This is a genomic window from Salinisphaera sp. SPP-AMP-43 (assembly GCF_049568105.1).
Classification (GTDB): domain Bacteria; phylum Pseudomonadota; class Gammaproteobacteria; order Nevskiales; family Salinisphaeraceae; genus Salinisphaera.
Genome location: NZ_CP145335.1, coordinates 2,887,600 through 2,903,571, shown reverse-complemented (window position 1 = coordinate 2,903,571; position 15,972 = coordinate 2,887,600). Strand labels below are relative to the sequence as shown.

At 62.5% G+C, this 15,972-nt stretch carries 14 protein-coding genes; 10 read left to right on the top strand and 4 right to left on the bottom strand.

Annotated features, from left to right (window positions below; genetic code table 11):
• Positions 1-10: 10 nt before the first annotated feature.
• The 4 genes from V5738_RS12450 to V5738_RS12435 all read left to right on the top strand — a co-directional run bounded on the left by V5738_RS12450 (position 11) and on the right by V5738_RS12435 (position 3,612).
• Positions 11-961, top strand: coding sequence for a 2-dehydro-3-deoxygalactonokinase (locus V5738_RS12450; RefSeq protein WP_423821127.1), 951 nt, complete (start codon positions 11-13; stop codon positions 959-961).
• A 28-nt stretch (positions 962-989) separates the two neighbouring features.
• Positions 990-1,619 (top strand): 2-dehydro-3-deoxy-6-phosphogalactonate aldolase, encoded by a 630-nt coding sequence (locus V5738_RS12445; RefSeq protein WP_423821126.1) that lies wholly within the window; start codon positions 990-992, stop codon positions 1,617-1,619.
• Between the two features lie 15 nt (positions 1,620-1,634).
• The gene (gene dgoD / locus V5738_RS12440) at positions 1,635-2,783 is read left to right on the top strand and encodes a galactonate dehydratase (RefSeq protein WP_423821125.1); all 1,149 of its coding nucleotides are present in this window, start codon (positions 1,635-1,637) and stop codon (positions 2,781-2,783) included.
• 79 nt (positions 2,784-2,862) lie between these two features.
• A complete protein-coding gene (locus V5738_RS12435; RefSeq protein ID WP_423821124.1) occupies positions 2,863-3,612 on the top strand; it encodes a phosphotransferase in 750 nt (249 codons plus the stop codon).
• Positions 3,613-3,807: 195 nt separating this feature from the next.
• Here the strand turns inward: V5738_RS12435 and V5738_RS12430 are convergent, their stop codons facing one another.
• Both V5738_RS12430 and V5738_RS12425 read right to left on the bottom strand, forming a co-directional pair.
• A complete protein-coding gene (locus tag V5738_RS12430) occupies positions 3,808-4,476 on the bottom strand; it encodes a DUF3891 family protein (protein ID WP_423821123.1) in 669 nt (222 codons plus the stop codon).
• A gap of 91 nt (positions 4,477-4,567) precedes the next feature.
• Entirely contained in the window at positions 4,568-5,215 is a 648-nt protein-coding gene (locus tag V5738_RS12425; protein WP_423821122.1) for a LysE family translocator, read from the bottom strand.
• Between the two features lie 1,043 nt (positions 5,216-6,258).
• Here V5738_RS12425 and V5738_RS12420 point away from each other — a divergent pair.
• Positions 6,259-7,266, top strand: a complete 1,008-nt coding sequence (locus V5738_RS12420; protein WP_423821121.1) for a diguanylate cyclase — start codon at positions 6,259-6,261, stop codon at positions 7,264-7,266.
• Between the two features lie 375 nt (positions 7,267-7,641).
• On the opposite strand, the gene V5738_RS12415 is transcribed toward V5738_RS12420, so the two are convergent.
• Positions 7,642-8,082, bottom strand: coding sequence for a universal stress protein (locus V5738_RS12415; protein ID WP_423821120.1), 441 nt, complete (start codon positions 8,080-8,082; stop codon positions 7,642-7,644).
• Between the two features lie 314 nt (positions 8,083-8,396).
• Between V5738_RS12415 and V5738_RS12410 the strand changes: the two genes are divergently transcribed.
• Positions 8,397-9,608, top strand: coding sequence for a DUF4097 family beta strand repeat-containing protein (locus tag V5738_RS12410; protein WP_423821119.1), 1,212 nt, complete (start codon positions 8,397-8,399; stop codon positions 9,606-9,608).
• Positions 9,609-9,704: 96 nt separating this feature from the next.
• Here V5738_RS12410 and V5738_RS12405 read toward each other — a convergent pair whose 3' ends face one another.
• Entirely contained in the window at positions 9,705-10,418 is a 714-nt protein-coding gene (locus V5738_RS12405) for a DUF4396 domain-containing protein (RefSeq protein WP_423821118.1), read from the bottom strand.
• A gap of 158 nt (positions 10,419-10,576) precedes the next feature.
• Between V5738_RS12405 and V5738_RS12400 the strand changes: the two genes are divergently transcribed.
• The 4 genes from V5738_RS12400 to V5738_RS12385 all read left to right on the top strand — a co-directional run bounded on the left by V5738_RS12400 (position 10,577) and on the right by V5738_RS12385 (position 15,933).
• Positions 10,577-10,777 carry a CopZ family metallochaperone gene (locus tag V5738_RS12400; protein WP_423821117.1) on the top strand — a complete coding sequence of 67 codons (201 nt, stop codon included), beginning with the start codon at positions 10,577-10,579 and terminating at the stop codon, positions 10,775-10,777.
• Entirely contained in the window at positions 10,777-11,079 is a 303-nt protein-coding gene (locus V5738_RS12395) for a metal-sensitive transcriptional regulator (RefSeq protein ID WP_423821116.1), read from the top strand. The genes V5738_RS12400 and V5738_RS12395 overlap by 1 nt, the downstream gene beginning before the upstream one ends.
• 52 nt (positions 11,080-11,131) lie before the next feature.
• Positions 11,132-13,669: a heavy metal translocating P-type ATPase gene (locus V5738_RS12390; protein WP_423821115.1), complete on the top strand. Its 2,538-nt coding sequence runs from the start codon at positions 11,132-11,134 to the stop codon at positions 13,667-13,669.
• Between the two features lie 278 nt (positions 13,670-13,947).
• Complete coding sequence (locus tag V5738_RS12385) at positions 13,948-15,933, top strand: S53 family peptidase (protein WP_423821114.1); 1,986 nt, start codon at positions 13,948-13,950, stop codon at positions 15,931-15,933.
• Positions 15,934-15,972: the final 39 nt, after the last annotated feature.

Genomic DNA, 15,972 nt, shown 5'->3' with positions numbered 1-15,972 from the left:
CAATAGTCTGATGACCGATGATGCCAAGCCAACCCCGCGGCTGATTGCCGTCGATTGGGGAACGTCGTCCCTGCGCGCCTGGTTGCTCGCAGATCAGGGATATGTGGTCGATGCCCGGAGCGCGAAGCGCGGCATCATGCAGATCGCCGATGGCGATTTCGCTACTGTGTTCCGCGAGCTCGTCGGCGACTGGGTCGCGACCTACGGCGAGTTGCCGGCGCTCGCCTGCGGCATGATCGGTAGCCGCGGCGGCTGGGCCGAGGCCGAATACGTCGACTGTCCGGCCGATCTGGCCAGCCTCGCCAAACGCCTACTGCGGGTCGAGGCCGAGCCGGTGCCACTGCATATCGTGCCCGGGGTCATGCAGCCCTCGGGCGCCGGCCGGCTGCCCGATGTGATGCGCGGCGAAGAGACCCAGGTGCTCGGCGCGCTTGCCATCGCACCCGAGCTTGCCGAGCGCGGCTTGCTGGTGCTGCCCGGCACGCATTGCAAATGGGTTCGGATCGCGGACCAGCGTTTGAACGCATTCACCACCTATATGACCGGTGAGCTGTTCGCCGTGCTGCGTGAACATTCCATCCTCGGCAAGCCAGCCGGCCCGGATACCGCGCCGGTGGATACCGCGGCCTTCGAACTCGGTGTAGATACCGCCCGTGATGCCGGCGCAGCCGGGGTGGCGGCCACACTGTTTTCTACCCGCAGCCGCATGTTGGCCGGCGAACTCAGTGCCGAAGCCACGCCGGACTATCTGTCCGGGCTGTTGATCGGCGACGAACTGCGCAGCGTGCTGGCCGCACACCACGAGCTGCCGCCGCTGCGGCTGATCGGCGACCAAGCCCTATGCGGGCGCTATCGCCGCGCGCTCGCCCGCTTCGATATCGATGACGTCGCCGACGTTCCCGATGCCGCGTGCACCGGCCTGTGGCGCATCGCGGATGCGGCCGGGCTGCTGAGCCACTGAGCAACCATCTTGCGCCGGAGGCGCTGCCATGTTGAACGAATATCTCAAAGATCTGCCGCTGATCGCGATCCTGCGGGGCGTGCAGCCGTCCGAAGTCGAGTCGATCGGCGATGCCCTGTTCGAAGCCGGCTTTCGTGTGATTGAAATTCCACTGAATTCGCCTGATCCGCTGGTGAGTATCGAAAAACTGTCGACCCGGCTCGGCGGTGCGGCCCTAGTGGGGGCCGGCACTGTGCTCCAGCCCGAGCAGGTCGGCCAGGTACGCGATGCCGGCGGACGGATTATCGTGTCGCCGAACGCCAAGCCGGCGGTGATCGAAGCCACGGCCCGGGCCGGGCTGGCGAGCGCGCCTGGTGTGGCCACACCTACCGAAGGCTTTGCCGCACTGGATGCCGGCGCCCATGCACTCAAGCTGTTTCCGGCCGAGGCGATCGGCCCCAAGGTGGTCAAGGCCTGGCGGGCCGTGGTGCCGGCCGAGGTGCCGCTGATGCCGGTGGGCGGAATCAGCCCCGACAACATGGCTGAATTCGTAGCGGCCGGTGCCACCGGTTTCGGCCTCGGGTCGGCGCTGTACAAGGCCGGCATGACGGCTGACGCCGTCGCCACCAATGCCAAGGCGTTTGCCGATGCCTGGCAGACCGTCTCGACCCATTCCTGATTCGAAAAACTCGACATGAAGATTACCAAGCTCGAAACCTTTCTCGTGCCGCCGCGGTGGTGTTTTCTCAAGATCTCGACTGACGAGGGCATCGTCGGCTGGGGCGAACCGGTGGTCGAAGGGCGGGCCGCCTCGGTGGCTGCTGCGGTCGAGGAGTTGTCGGACTATCTGATCGGCGCCGATCCGCACCGAATCGAAGACCACTGGACGGTGATGTATCGCGGCGGTTTCTATCGCGGCGGTCCGATCCATATGAGCGCTCTGGCCGGGATCGATCAGGCGCTATGGGACATCAAGGGCAAGGCGCTGGGTGTGCCGGTGCATCAGCTGCTGGGCGGCAAGTTGCGCGATCGGATCAAAGTCTATTCGTGGATCGGTGGCGATCGGCCGGGGGATACGGCGGCGATGGCGGCCGAACGCGCCGAGCTGGGTTTCTCTGCGATCAAGATGAACGCCTCGGAAGAGATGCAGTTCGTCGATAGCCACGCCAAAGTCGACGACGTACTCGACAACGTCGCAGCGATCCGCGAAGCGGTCGGGCCGCATTTCGGTATCGGCGTGGATTTTCATGGCCGTGTGCACAAGCCGATGGCCAAGGTGCTGATGCGCGAACTGGAGCCGTTCAAGCTCATGTTCGTCGAAGAGCCGGTGCTGTCCGAGCACTACGAGGCGCTGCCGGAACTGGCTGGGCTGTCCAGCACGCCGATCGCGCTGGGCGAGCGGCTGTTCTCGCGCTGGGATTTCAAGCCGATTCTGGAAGGCGGCTGTGTGGATATCATCCAGCCGGATCCGTCGCACTCCGGCGGTATCACCGAAACGCGCAAGATCGCGGCCATGGCCGAGGCTTACGATGTCGCGCTGGCCCTGCATTGCCCGCTCGGGCCGATTGCGCTGGCGGTCAATCTGCAACTCGATGCCGTGTCTTATAACGCGTTCATCCAGGAGCAGAGCCTGGGCATCCACTACAACCAGTCCAACGATATTCTCGACTACATCAGCAATCCGGAGGTCTTTGCCTACGAAGACGGATACGTGAGTATTCCTGACGGGCCGGGGCTGGGCGTCGAGATCAACGAAGACTATGTCCGCGAGCGGGCCGAAGTCGGCCATCGCTGGCGCAACCCGATCTGGCGGCATGCCGACGGCAGTTTCGCCGAGTGGTGATCGGCTGACGCCGCGGTTGCGTTCGCCCGGCAGCGTGTCGTGTCGGTGATCAATCCGGCTCGCATGGGCCGAAGTCGAGGTGATCGGCGCCGGGCATAGCCAGCGCATCGTCAAAACCGGTGCTACCGCGGTCGAATGCCATTTTTATCGGGCGATCGCCCCCAAGCTGGTCGAGCACGGCGTCGCCACCCCGGCCGTGTTCGATTACGACCCCGAGGCTGCACGGCTGACGCTCGAGTATCTGCCTGGGGCGATCGCCTGGCCGGCCGATCGGGATGCGATGGTCGAGCGCCTCGCGCGTCTGCATGAAGCACCGTTTTATCCCGGGCCTCGGCATGAGTTCGCCTGGCCTGCTGAGACCGCCGCGCAGGGCAGTCGGGTCTTCGGCCTCGATCGCCGCGACACTCGGCGCGTCCAGCGCTTACGCGAGGCGGCCGGTGCGTTATTCGAGCCACGGGCCACCATCTGCGGCGACAGCAATCCCGGCAACTGGGCGTGCCGCAGCGATGGCAGCCTGGTGCAGTTCGACTGGGCGCGTTTTGGCCGCGGCCATCCGGCGATCGATCTGGCGCCGTTGGCCGGCGGCTTGCCCTCGCGCTCGGCTGCCACCGCGCTGGCGGCCTCTTATGTCGCGGCCCGAGCCCAGACTACACTGCAGACGCCACGGCTGGCGGTATTGATTCGCATCGGCGCGGCTTGGTTGCTCATGGAAGTGATCATGCGTCTTGCCGATACGGCCCATCCTATGTTCGAGCGTTATCGCAGCGGCTATGGCCAGCAATTACCCGGCTGGCTGACGAACGTCGATGCCGAGCTGGATGCCTGGTAGCCGTTAGGTCTTTTGAGGTTTCGTCCGAGTGCGTCGTAGCGAGCCAATCGTTGTCTGCGGGCGCGAGCCACGGTTTTGGACGAGCGATGGTTCGAACCTGTGGCGCCGCAGCACCGGATTTCGGGAGCGCCGCGCGGTGGGGCCGTCTCGGACCATCGGCATAACTGCACAATACCGAGGCAGCTGTACTCTAGGTTAGGCTGGCCGACAGTGGGCGTACACCACGATTGGTTCGAGACGGTCCGGGTAACCGGCAGATGCGAAGGCGGTGAGCGGCATGCCGAATTCGGGCGGCGAGAACGGCCAAGGTTCGAAGTGGATGCCGGCCTTGGCGGTGATCTCGTAGGCGATTTCGACCTCGGTGTCGTCGCCTCGTATCGCGCAGACGGAGGCACGATGCCAGCCTAAGTGCTCAAAGCCGAAGTGGAAGGCCACGGTATCGCAGAAGCGGGTAAGGCAGTCGGCCCAGGCGAAAGCGGCGGCCGGATAGGGGCAACGCTGCGTGCGCTGCTCGATCTTGGCGGTCAGACGATCGAGTAGCGCCTGGGTAGCGTGATCCGCTGGCGAGCCGATCAGGCGGCGTAGATGGCGTTTGGCGACGATGTCGACAGCGTCTCTCGAGTAGTCGATCGCCACCCCGTGTTGGGCTATGGCCAGCCATTCGGCGTGGTCGGTCGCACCCAATGGATGATTGTCGAGCAGGCCGTAATGCCAATCGTGCAGGGTGACGCCTTCGGCGAAATCAGCGAAATCGATGGCCGGGCGATCGAACCGGTCGTTGCCCCAGTGCCAGGCCAGCATACCGGCCAGGCGGGAATGCTCGAACTGCGGCAGGATACGTTCGCGACAACAGGATTTGAACATCGCCAGCTCCGAGCCCGGATCTGCTCTGTGTACGATAAAACGATCGCTGAGTGATCGAAACCGCGCTAGCCGGCTGGCGCATCGGCGGGCTTTAGTCCGCGGCATGCCCAGTGATTGCCAGACGTACGCCGAGCGCCACGAATAGGGCGCCGACACTGCGTTGCATGACACTGCGGATCCGGTGCGTGAACGAAAGCCGGGCCAGGCTGACCACGGATAGCGCGGCCAGGCAATTGACCGCGGTTCCGGTGATATTAAAGGTTAGGCCAAGAACCGCGAACGCCAGCGCCTGGTCCGGCGCGCCCGGCACAATAAACTGGGGAAGAAAGGCCACGAAAAACAACGTGATCTTGGGATTGAGCAGGTTGATCAGTGCCCCGTCTCGAAAGACCTTGAAGCGTCCGGGGGTCGATTCGGGCAATAGGGCCGGACCGATTGGACCACGTGCTTGTGGTCGGGCGAATAGCAGTCGCAGCCCTAAGTACGCCAAATAAGCTGCTCCCAGATATTTGACGACGGAAAACGCCCAAGCGGAGGCCGCCAACATCGCCGACAGACCCACCACCGCCAGCGCGATATGAACCAGCGTACCCGTGAAAACCCCCAAAGCGCTCACGATGCCGCGGCCGTGACCATAACGTGCTGCATTCGTCATGACGTATAGCATGTCGGCGCCGGGGGTAATGTTGAGTAACAGGCCGGCCGCCGTGAACAGCAGGTATTCGTGAAGTCCAGGCATTATTCAAACGACAACGGATCGGTCGGGAAACACCCTAAGGCGTGTTGAGATTTCATGCGAGTCCACGCCACGGACTGTTGGGCCGCAACCCGAGGCGCTGCGAGTACCGCGTAGTGGCGCGACGTCAGCCAGCGGCAACACTGCATTGCAGCCAACAGCCGTTGTTTCGAAGAAGTGCGCCCTAAATGGGATTGGGCCGCGTTACGCGCCTTGACCGTGGCACGCCCAGAACCGATAGCTCGCGCCTTGCCGGCTACGATTTGGGGCAGCAGGGCGGCGCACGGACGACCCCGCAACAAGCCCAGGGAGTTGCTCGGAGGCAACGGGCGTGCGGGGCTGAGTTACCCGTATGAGCCAGGGCCAGCCCGAGCCAAGCCGCCAACCGGCCGAGAGTATCGGGAGCCTATAGGGAGTCAACCACTCACTGCACGGGAATAGGCACACGCCGACCGCGGCATGACCGATGTTGGGAGAGAGAAACTCTAGACAAAAGTTCAGCGCGCGTTCATTTTTTAGCGTTTTTTTTTCGTTAGAAAACGCTTTTGAAACAGACTTTGGCAAGATTCAGCTCAAAAGATTTCAGCGTTCCCATTCAGGAATCGGCCGATATCATTTATCGCGTGCCATCCGGGAAAACCCCTGCCTATGAAGGCACATGGTGTGTTGGCTTCGGACCGGCCGGTGGTCTGCTGTAAGGTCTGCAGTTCTCGAACTGAACAAGCCAAAGAACACACTGACTTAAAAGTCCTTGATTGCCTAACAAACGGCTATAGAGTCAGCCTCGACGTTTATATAGGCATAAGCCGTGTTGAGGTTTTGTAACGAAAATTTTGGGGCTGCGTTAGTACCGTCCCGGAATGTGTTGTAGCGCATACCGCTACAGCGTCGCGCCGTGGCGAGGCCATGTCATTGGTTTTGACCGGCCACTCCCGACCGATCGGGTAGCCGCCTGCAGGGCCGCGACTTCGCAGCAATTGTCGATACGGCTGAACGTGCTTAACCGTGTGCCCGGCTTTTCCGAGCCCGATTGAGGGTGTTTGCCCGTGAAGTTGACCAACGAACCCGTTCTCGATCTCGAGTTGCTCAAGCAGGCTGTTATGGATTCGCGCGACGGCATCACCATCGCCGATGCACGCGTACCGGACATGCCGCTGATCTTCGTCAATCCGGCATTCGAGAGAATGACCGGTTATGGCGCCGCCGACGTGCTAGGGCGCAATTGCCGGTTTCTTCGGGCCGATAATATGCCGACCCGCCAGCGTACCCGGCTTCGGGATGCATTGAGCCGTGGCGAGGGCTTTCTGGAAGTATTGCCGAATCGCAAACGCAGCGGCGAACTGTTCTGGAACGAGCTGAGCCTGTCGCCGATCCACGATGCTGAGGGTGAAGTGACCCATTTCATTGGTTTCCAGAAAGACGTGACCGACCGGGTCTCTCTGGACCGGCAACTCAAGGAACGTAACGAAGATCTCGAAGCCACGCGGGCCTCGTTGGAAGAATTGGTCACGCTTGATGCGCTCACCCACGTCTACAACCGCCGTCATTTCGATACCCGCATCGATACACTGTGGAAGATCTCGGCCCGGTCGAGCGAGCCGATCGCCTTGTTTTTCATCGATATCGACGACTTCAAGGCTTATAATGATCATTTCGGGCATCTGATAGGTGATCAGGCCTTGATCAGCGTGGCCCGAACGCTGGCAGACAGTTTCAAGCGGGGGTCGGATTTTCTGGCGCGCTACGGCGGCGAGGAGTTCGTGGTCGTCGCCTGTGGCATGACGCAACAGGAAGCCGCCAATTTCGCCCAGGAGCTATGTGCGCTTATACGCGCTCTGGATATCGAAAATCCAAAGGCCGAAGGCCAGCGGCTGACTATTAGCGTCGGCTATGCGGTACTCGTGCCCGGGCCCGATACCCGCCCCAGCGAGGGGCTTGCACTGGCAGATCAGGCTTTGTTCCAAGCCAAGCACGATGGCCGAGACCGGGCCGTTGGGGCATCCGATCGCTTGGTCGGGGAATCCGGCATGCCCGTGTCCTACCATCGGCACTAAGTCGCTGAACGGTCGATTTTAAGGCAGTTGGCTCAACTTTCTGCCGCGGCGGCAGGCCACGGGCTGGCGTCCCTGCGAACAGCCTGCCGATCGAGCGAGGCCGTGGTGTTGGGCGGGCCCGCCTAGACCTTCGAAATAACCGGCATTGCTGGCGCAGGAGCCAGTATGGCAACGCCGCCAGGCCGCCCCATGGTGGATGCTGACGGCACGGCTGCCGCGAAGCATGCGTGCAGAGCGGGTCATGAGGTCATCCCTCGTGGTCGCTCGCCGGCATGGTGCGATGAGGCCCTGTTTGTGCGGCCTCATTCGGCAATTTCTTGGTTGTTTTCAGCCGCTGCGTAACGCGCTATTCGTACGACACATCAATAGCAGGCGTTAGTGGATGGTGATGACTCGGCAAGGTGCAACGTGCATGACCTTGTGCGATACGCTGCCAACCGCGAGCGCCTGGAGGTTGCTCAGGCCACGGCTGCCCATCACGATCACCTCGACCGCGTTTTTCTCGGCTTCCGATACGATCGCCCGGGCGGGCTGCCCCCAGCTTACGATGAACTCGGGATGTGCCTTGGGGTTATCGAGTTTGGCCCAAGCCTGTTCGAGTTCCTCTCGCACGACTTTTTCTAGGCCTTCTCGGTCGGGCTCCATCGGCGATACACCGACCGCCAGCCGCCCCAGTTCGTCTCCGGCGGGTAGCAGTTCGGTGACGCCGAGCAGATAGATGGTGGCCTCCGAGTCGTTACCGAGATAATTGGCCAGTCGAAGGGCTTCCTCGGCAAAGCTCGAGCCGTCGAAGGGCACCAGAATAGACTGATACATAGGGCTTTCCTGTGGTGGGGCTGCCGAGCCGGAGCGGCCGATCCAGCAACCCGGGACGCGGTCACATGGTGTTTGCTTTAGCCACGATGGGTAACTCTTCAGTCGAAGTTTTGCAGCCTCGCCAAGCGTAAGACTTGATCTGGCGCAAAAAGACGCCGGCGAAAGCATGGTGGTGTCATGCCGCCAGCATGGCGGGTGCCCTGTCTTGAACGGTCGACCACTGTAGATCAGGTCTCGAACGCCGTCAGGCATGGTTTTGGCTTGACGCCTTGGTGTGCTGGTTATATAAAACACCAAGTCACAAGGGAGGCAATATGAGGGCAAGGAATCTGGCGGTGGCGTTTGTAGTGGGGGGCATGGTCTGGATCGGAGGCGCTTCGGGGGCGTGGGCGGATACACAGACCAGCCGTCGCATCGAGCGCGCGATTCCACTCGAGACCGGTCAGACATTGCGCGTCGACAACCTGCTCGGACAGGTGCAGGTGCGTCCGGCCGATGGCCATCCGGGGGTAACCGCGATCGTGCATGCAAGCGCCGATCAGTCCACGCAGGCCGAGCAGCTCGCCGACTCGGTTCGGCTGGCGCTCACTGGCAGTTCGAGTCAGCCTCATCTAGCGGTCGTCTATCCGCTATCGCAGTACCGGGTCTATCGCTATACCGGGCCGATGAACGACTCGACACACGATGAGCACGGCTCGCTCGTTAACGGGGTAGCCACGTTCTTGAAGGTATTTTGGGGGGGTGGCAATACGCATATCCGCTACGATGGACAGCCCGTGGATATCGTCACCGGGGATTCGCATAAAGGCGTGTCGCTGGCGGTCAATCTCGTCATACGCCTGCCTGAAAATGCCGTGCTCGATCTCGATAACCAGGTGGGCCTGGTGAGCGTCGAAGACGTGGTAGGCGATACCCGGGTCGCGGTCGAGCGGGGCAGCATCGCGACGGTCCGAACCCGTGGTCCGCTGCGGGCTACGACCGGCAGCGGCGTTATCACGATCGCGGATCAGCAGGGTGATACGGTGCTCAAAAGCGGGTCCGGCTCGATTCGGGTCCGGAATCTCGTCGGCTCGATTCGAACCCGCCAAGGCTCTGGAGATTTTACCGGGCGACAGCTACAGGGCGCTCTGCATGGCCGGGCCGGTTCGGGCGATTTCGAGCTACAGGATGTGCAGGGCACGCTGGATATACGCACCGGCTCCGGCGATATCACCGGGCGTGAGTTGCATCAGATCGGCTCGCTACGACTCACCAGCGGGTCCGGCGATACGACGTTGTCAGGGGATTTATCCGAGGTACAGACGTTGTCGGTGAAATCCGGATCGGGCGATATCGAGCTTGCGACGTCCCGGGCACCTTCGATGCACGTAACGGCGAAAACTTCCAGCGGCGATATCGATGCGAACTGGCCCGGCGACCGGAATCGGCAGTCCCATAGGGGCTATTTTTCCGCGGTCTACGGCAGTGGCAGCCATGCCGGCGATATCGCTACGGGCAGCGGCGATATCGCCCTGACTATCCACTAGATCGCCTCGTTGCAGTAACAGATGCGTTTTGGGCAGCGCGCCGCGCCGCAGGCCCTGTACCCCCCGGGAGGGGGCCTGCGGCCGGTCGATGCGGGATTACATGCCGTGCTTGATGCCGCGGTTGATCAGCCACCAATTGGCCGGGTAGGCCGTGGCAAAGCCAATCACCATGGCAATTTGCATCATGAACCAGAACACCGCCGAACCGGCATGCGGCTCCTGGGGCAGCAAGACCAGCGAAGCCAGTGCCATCCAGCCGTACATGCCGATCTGGAAAGACAGCAACGATAGCGTATCGGCCTTGACCGCCTGAACCAGTGCCTTGAGCGGGTTGCTTTCGCCCATGCTCATGGCCGGCAGGAACTGGAACAGGATGCCGAATAGATAGGCGGCGACGAATTCGGCGGCGAAGTGGCCGAGCAGAACCGAGCCGGCGACCGTAAACCCGGTCAGCGCGACGATCGGAATCGCGACCGAATCGCCCAGCGTGCAGCCGCCCCCACAATGGGTGACGCCGACGAATACACTCTGCCATTTGGGTTTAGGCGCATGATGATGGCCGCAGCCGCCGCTATCGTCGCCGTGATCATGTGGCTGGCCGCTGTGTGCGCTATGGTCCGGCATGCCGTCGGGCTGGCCCATGACCTTATAAATCCACCATCCGACGACCGGGAAATAGAGCCCAGTGATCGGCCAAGTGACGTTCATCACACTCATGTGTTGCGGCTGTCGGTAGATGTCGGCAGCAATCGCTAAAGCCGTGAGAATACCGAGTGCGATAACGATCCAGGAAAGCGTGGTCAGCGTCATAAGTCTTTCATCCTTAGTTACATACGCAGGGTGTCGCCAGGCCCGATCGATATGTGTCGGGTCTCGATCATCGTTTGACGACGCCAGCGCATCGGCCTAGTCTGTGTGGCGAAGGGTACCCCACCCCCCTAGGGGTGGATCAAGGCAAGGAGAGAGCAATGACAAAACTCAAGATCGAAGGCATGAATTGCCAGCATTGCGTCAGCGCCGTTAACGAGGCCCTGGCGGAAGTCAACGGTGTCGAACAGGTTGTAAACGTCGATCTGGATTCCGGAATCGCCGAGATCGAAGGCGATGCCGATACCCAGGCGCTGGTGGCTGCGGTTCGCGAAGAAGGCTACGAAGCCACAATGGCCTGATGGCAGACCAATCCAAGCAATCCTGCGATCACCTGGCGATCGACGCCGACGTGCGCGACGATGTTCGCGCGCGTCTGCGTTCGATCCGTGGCCATGTAGATGGCGTGCTGCGCATGCTCGAACGCGACGATGTCTACTGCGTCGATGCGCTCAAACAGATCAAGGCCATCAACGGTGCCTTATCCAAGACCGGCGATCAGATTCTGCGCGGTCATCTCAAGCATCACGTGGTGACCGCCCACGAGCGCGGCGATGAAGACGCGATCGTCGCCGAACTGATGGACGTTCTGAAGTACCGCTGAAGCCGACACGGCCCAGCGCGTCCGGCGCGAGCGCGATAATGGAGAGCCCACCATGACGGACGATTCTCTAAAAACAGTCGATTTCCGCATCGATGGCATGACGTGCGGAGCCTGCGTATCGCGGGTCGAAAAAAAACTTCGTAAGGTCGAAGGCGTCGCCGAGGCCTCGGTCAACTTGGCCACTGAACGCGCGCAGGTCTCGTTGGATACGCGCCAGAACGATGTGTCGGCGCTGTTCGAGGCCGTGGAAAATGCCGGCTATGCGCCGCAGGCCGAGGAGATCGAGTTCCGCGTGGACGGCATGACCTGCGGCGCCTGTGTCTCGCGGGTCGAGAAAAAACTCTCGCGCGTGGACGGCGTGATCGAGGCCACTGTCAACCTGACCACCGAGCGGGCCCGGGTACGTTATCTGGCCGGCGCGACCGATCGCGAAACGCTGTTTGCATGCGTGGAAAAAGCCGGCTACACGCCGGTAGCGTTGGATGAACCCGCGGCCGCTGAGCCATCCGACGAGCCATCCGAGGCCGAGCGGCTGAAAAAAGACTTGTGGGTGGCTGCGGCTTTCACTATTCCTCTGTTCATTGTAGCCATGGGGCATATGCTGCCCGGCGTTGGATCGGCGATGGATGCGGTATTGCCAGCCAAGGCCTGGAAAATCGTCGAATTGGTGTTGGCTACGCCAGTCCAGTTCTATGCGGGCTGGCGTTTTTATACCCAGGGCTGGGCCGAGTTGAAACATGCTGCGCCAGGCATGAACAGCCTGGTGATGATCGGCTCCAATGCGGCGTATTTCTATTCCCTAATCGCACTGCTCGCCCCGGGGATCTTTCCGGCCGGTTCGGCGCATACCTATTTCGATGCTGCGGGCATGATCGTGACCTTGATCCTGCTCGGGCGCTATCTCGAAGCCCTGGCTCGCGGCCGGACCTCGCAGGCCGTGCAAGGCTTGATGAAGCTTCAATCCAAGACCGCGCGAGTCAAGCGCGACGGCGACTGGCAGGAAGTCGATGTTGGCGAAGTGACGGTCGACGACATGGTGGCCGTGCGCCCAGGCGAGCGAGTGCCGGTCGACGGCACGGTTATCGCCGGCCACAGCTATGTCGATGAATCGATGATCTCCGGCGAGCCGGTGCCGGTTGAGAAAAACGCCGAGGCCGAAGTCGTCGGTGGCACGGTCAACGGCAACGGCACGCTCGAAATCCGGGCCACCAGTGTCGGCGGCGATACGGTGCTGGCCCAGATCATTCGGATGGTTGAAGATGCCCAGGCCGAAAAACCGGCGATCCAGGCGGTAGCGGATAAGATCGCCGGGGTGTTTGTGCCGATCGTGATGGTAGTCTCGGCGGCGACCTTCGCCGGCTGGCTGGTGTTCGGACCGAGCCCGGCACTGGCATTGGCATTCGTAGCGGCGGTATCGGTGCTGCTGATCGCCTGCCCCTGTGCAATGGGGCTGGCCACGCCGACTGCGATTATGGTCGGCACCGGGCGCGGCGCGGCGCTCGGCGTCTTGTTTCGACGCGGCACCGCGATCGAGCAGTTGTCCCATGTCGATACCGTGGTGCTCGACAAGACCGGCACGTTGACCGAAGGCGCCCCGGCGTTGACCGATCTGGAAACGGTCGATGCCTTCGAGCGCGACGAGGTACTGCGTCTGGTGGCGGCGGTCGAGGCCACCAGTGAGCACCCGGTCGGCCAGGCGATCGTCACCGCCGCTCACGACGAAGGGCTGTCGCTCGATGACGCCGAGCAATTTGCCGCCCATACCGGCTACGGCGTCGAGGCCCGCGTGGCCGGGCGGCATGTTCAGGTTGGGGCGTCGCGCTATATGGACAGTCTCGGTATCGACCGCGATCGGTTCGCCGAGCGCGCCGAGCAGATGGCCGCGAGCGCCAAGACGCCGTTGTATGCCGCCATCGATGGCCAGCTGGCGGCCTTGATCGCGGTCGCCGACCCGGCCCGGGCCGAAGCGGCAGATATGGTGGCTACCTTGCACGATATGGGCTTGGAAGTCGCTATGTTGACCGGCGATACCCCGGCGACCGCGCATGCGATCGCCGACGAACTCGGCATTGATCGTGTGGTGGCTGGGGTGCTGCCGGATGCCAAGGCTGAGGAGATCAAGCGGCTGCAGGGCGATGACCAGGCCGTGGCCTTCGTTGGCGATGGCATCAACGATGCCCCGGCGCTGACCCAGGCCGATGTCGGCATGGCCGTCGGCTCGGGCACCGATATCGCGATCGAGGCCGGCGACGTAGTGTTGATGCGGGCCGACCTGGCCGGCGTGGTCAATGCGATCGCCTTGTCGCGGCAGACCATGCGCACCATTCGCATGAACTTTATCTGGGCGTATGGCTACAACGTGCTGTTGATTCCGCTGGCCGCCGGTGTGCTCCATCCATTGACCGGCTGGCTGCTCAATCCGGCGGTGGCCGCCGGGGCGATGAGTATTTCCAGTATCTTCGTTTTGACCAATTCGCTGCGGCTCAAGCGCTTCGAGCCGGCCATGGCCCCGGCGGCTGCGTCCACGACGAGCCATGCTTCGGGCCGGTCCGGCCACAACCCGCCGGGTTCGATGGCCGACGCGGCATAGTCTGGCCGGACCGGCCGGGCGAGGGCGGCGCAATCGGCTGTTGAGCTCGCCCAGCCTGGCGTCGTCTTGGAGTGGCATCGCCGGTCCGGCGCTCGGTCGCCTCCGACTTATTTCGGGTAGACGCTCGATCCCCAGCTGTCTAGAAGGGTAATGCGGGTAACGCTTCGAGCCTTGAAGCGTTAGCGCTGGCGCAACTATTGCGTGACGCCGAATGCATGCTTTGGGGCATGCAGGCACGACTTCGTGCCAAGACTATTCAGGGAATTGGGGATATCAGGATGACTAGCAGAAAAACGGCGCTGGCCGGTGCCGCGCTCGGACTGGCCTGTGCGTTCGGCACAGCCCAGGCTGGCGATGAACAGGCCGCCATGGTCGGAAGCATGGCGGCCGACCAGGACATGACCGCGACCATCGTGTTCAAGCTGCGCCACCAAAAGCAGCTCGAACGGTATATCCAGCGTACGATCAGCCCGGGGCCGCACTACCACGATTTTCTGAGCGTGGCGGAATTCGCACGTCACTATGCACCGCCGCGCGGTCAGCTCAAGCAAGTCGCTCGTTATCTGAACGGCTCGGGCTTGCGCATCGACAAACTGTTCGGCGATAACCTGGCGATGACGGTCTCCGGGCCGTCCGCAGCCTTCGAACGCGCGTTTTCGGTGCAGATGCACGATTACCGCAAGATCGGCCACAACCGGCATATGCGTCGCGCCTTCCACCGGCCGGACCATGCGCCGCGCATGCCGAAGCTATTGCGCAGCAACGGGGTGCTGACGGTCGTCGGGCTGAGCAATCAGTATCAATATCAATCGCTGCATACCGCTCGACCTGCGACCAGTGTCGAGGCGGATCTGACGGCGCGCTCGCCGAGTACGGCCGTCGCTACCCACGATCCGGGTAATTTTACCGTGGGCGACGTGGCCGAAATCTATGATGTGAATCCGCTCTACGGCACCGGGATCAACGGCAACGGGCAAACCGTCGGGATCGCGACCTATGCCGACTTCCTGCCTACCGACGTGGAAACCTATTGGAACACGGTCGGGCTGGCGACCAAGCCGGATCGTATTACCCAGATACATGTCGACGGCGGCGGCGAGTATGGCGCAGAGGCCGGCACCGGCGAGACCAATCTCGATGTCGAACAGGCCGGCGGGCTGGCACCGTTTGCCGATATCGTGGTCTACGACGCGCCGAACTCCGATGCCGGCGGCATCCATATGTTCTATCGGGTGGTTTCTGACAACCGCGTCGATACCTTGTCATACAGCTGGGGGCTGCCCGAAATCTTCTATACCCCGGAACTCAACGGCGGCGTGGACTATCGGGATACCTTGCGCGCCCTCAACCAGGCGTTCATGGAAGCCGCGGCCCAGGGCATCAGCCTGTATGCGGCCTCCGGCGATTCCGGGGCCTACGATACCGATCGACAGCTGCCGGCGCCGGACTACTCCAAGACCCTGTCAGTCGACTCGCCCGCATCCTCGCCGTATATGACGGCCGCCGGCGGTACGACCCGCCCGCTGCAGCTGACCGGCAGCTGCCCGGACGGGGATTCGGCGACCTACGATATCGAGGTGTCCGAGCCCCGCGCCTGGGCCTACGATTATCTGACCGATTTCTATGCCCATTGCTACGGGCTGGATCCGGTAGCGGCCGGTATCTTTGCCGGGGGCGCTGGCGGCGGGGTGAGCGTGTTCTGGCCGCGCCCGGCTTACCAGCAGGGTGTGGCGGGTATGCAGAACAGCCAGCCCGGCCAGATCCTGATCGATCGCACAGCGACGCCGGCCGAAGACATTCTGCAGCTCAAGTCGGGTTTTGCCGGGCGGAATTTGCCTGATATATCGATGAACGCAGACCCGTACTCGGGCTATATCGTCTATTCCACCGTAGACGGTGGTCTGATCAGTGGTTATGGCGGCACCAGCTTCGTGGCACCGCAGCTCAACGGCATTACGGCTCTTCTGGCCCAGAGCGCGGGATCTCGCCTCGGCTTCGTCAACCCGCAGCTGTACCGTCTGCAGGCTCGCAACGGCTATGGCAGCGGGGCGCCGCTCAATGACATCACCCACGGCGATAACTGGTTCTGGTCGGCGGCCGAGGGCTATGAGCCGGCGACCGGCCTCGGTACGCCCGACGTCGCAGCCTGGGCCGATGCACTGGAACAGGCGACGGCAGGCGATCGCGATCGTGGCCCGCACGGGCATGCCGGCAAGAGCTGGTATGGCAGCGATGGCCAAAGCCGCGGTCGCGGCCATAGCTGATTACGACAGGGCCGTTTCCCGGATCGGGAAATGGCCCGT